2 protein-coding genes and 1 rRNA gene are annotated in these 2,014 nt (G+C 35.0%); all 3 read left to right on the top strand.

The features are described from left to right. Positions 1 to 262 (top strand): transposase (locus MLE14_RS22140; RefSeq protein ID WP_243298557.1); only part of this gene is annotated, 262 nt, incomplete at its 5' end. Between the two features lie 161 nt (positions 263 to 423). Then, positions 424 to 1,497: an HD-GYP domain-containing protein gene (locus tag MLE14_RS22135; RefSeq protein ID WP_243300527.1), complete on the top strand. Its 1,074-nt coding sequence runs from the start codon at positions 424 to 426 to the stop codon at positions 1,495 to 1,497. Between the two features lie 315 nt (positions 1,498 to 1,812). After that, positions 1,813 to 2,014, top strand: a 16S ribosomal RNA gene (locus MLE14_RS22130); the annotation flags it as partial.

The following is a 2,014-nucleotide window of genomic DNA, read 5'->3' as shown; positions in this document are numbered from 1 at the left end:
ACAAGAACTAAAGGATTTTTATCAACTGGTTGAGGCTTCTGAAATTCCAGAAATGAAAAAGGCCATTCAAACCATTCAAAACTGGCAAACCGAAATTCTTAATAGTTTTGCATATAACTTTTCCAATGGTTTTTTGGAAGGGATCAATAACTCAACCAAAGTATTAAAACGAAACGCATTTGGCTTTAGAAGCTTTAAACGCTTTAGAGCCAAAATATTACTTTCACATCAATATAAAGGAATTGGGGTTCACATTGGTTAAGGGTGACGACAATTAGTCATCACCCCAACATTTGACGGAGAACCTTTTTTTAAACATACATAAACATATAAGTTTTAATAGTTTATTTTAGTTATGTCTAGAAAGAATCCTGATAAAACTTTACAATGAAAATAAAGAATTTTCATACTTGAGGTGTCCGTATGAAAGTAAAACGCCGTGACCTAATTGAAGGATGTATCGTAAAAGAGGATATTTTTTCTCAATCCGTTCATCCCATTATTACTAAAAAAACAATCATAACCAAAGATATTTTAGAGGTTTTAGAAGCCTTCTTAATTGATGAGGTAAGCATAGAAAAGACTCTTCAGAACGGCGAACCATATCTTTACAATGAGTCACATGAAGAAACAATTGAAACGGCTAAACATACTAGTTTCTATTCGGATTATACGAAGGCTGTTGAAGTTTATAAAACGGAATTTTTGAAGTGGCAAGCTGGATCTTCTATCAATATTTTAAAAATAAGAGAGATTATCATTCCACTGCTCATTCGATTTTTCAATGAAACAAATGAATTATTGCTTTTCCACCGTTACACAAAACATGAAAATTATCTTTTCCATCATAGTATTGCCACTGGGTTAATTAGCGGTTTTTTGGCTTTAAAACAAAATATTCCATCTGGGGAAGCGGCTCAGATTGCTCTTGCGGGTGTAATGGCAGATAGCGGTTTTTCAAAAGTGGATCCAAAAGTACTAAACAAAACAAAAAATCTGTCGATTCAGGAAGAAGAAATACGAAAACATCCGTTGTACAGCTATAATTTATTAAAAAATATTCCATCCTTAAAAGACGCAGTTAAATTGGCTGTTCTCCAACACCATGAGCGATTAGACGGAAGCGGATACCCTTTAAAAGAATCAGCAAAACGGATACACAAATTTTCAAGGTTTCTAGCAGTTGCTGACTTTTATCATAAAATGTGTACAGGAGAGGGCGCTTCTGCTGCTCTATCTCCGTTCAAAGTGGTTGAAATCATGACTGAAGACAGCTTTGGTAAATTTGATATTGAAATTGTCCAAGTATTATTAAGACATGTAACTAAATTCTCTTTAGGTTCGAAGGTAAAATTAAATGATGGTTCTATTGGAGATGTAATGTTTGTTGATACAAAATCACCTTTAAGGCCAATTATTAAAGTGGAGAAAACTGATCAACTGCTTGATTTGCGAACGAATCGTGCGTATTTTATAGATCATATTATTAAAATTTAAATGTAGCAGTAACAAGAATAATCAATTTTGGGCATGTGTCATACGGGACACATGTCCTTTATTATGTCAGGTATATATTGAGGAATTAAATGGAAGGTAAAAAACTGTATAAAACCGTTGACTTTAGGCGTTATTGATGATAAATTATAAAAGTCGCTGTTAAGCGATGCATGATATAAATCAATTAAATCTAGAGGTCCAAAAATATTGACACATAATAATATATGTGCTATAATAGAAACCTTGCTCCTTGAAAACTGAACAAAGAAAAGCGTCAACGTTAATTCTATTTTTTTAAGAGCTATATCAAACACTTTTATGGAGAGTTTGATCCTGGCTCAGGACGAACGCTGGCGGCGTGCCTAATACATGCAAGTCGAGCGGACCTCTGGGAGCTTGCTCCCAAAGGTTAGCGGCGGACGGGTGAGTAACACGTGGATAACCTGCCTGTAAGACTGGGATAACTCCGGGAAACCGGGGCTAATACCGGATAGGATTTCGGTTCGCATGAACCGAA

This window comes from Bacillus litorisediminis (assembly GCF_022808645.1).
Taxonomy (GTDB): Bacteria; Bacillota; Bacilli; order Bacillales; family JC228; genus Bacillus_BF; species Bacillus_BF litorisediminis.
This window is presented reverse-complemented; position numbering and strand designations above follow the sequence as displayed.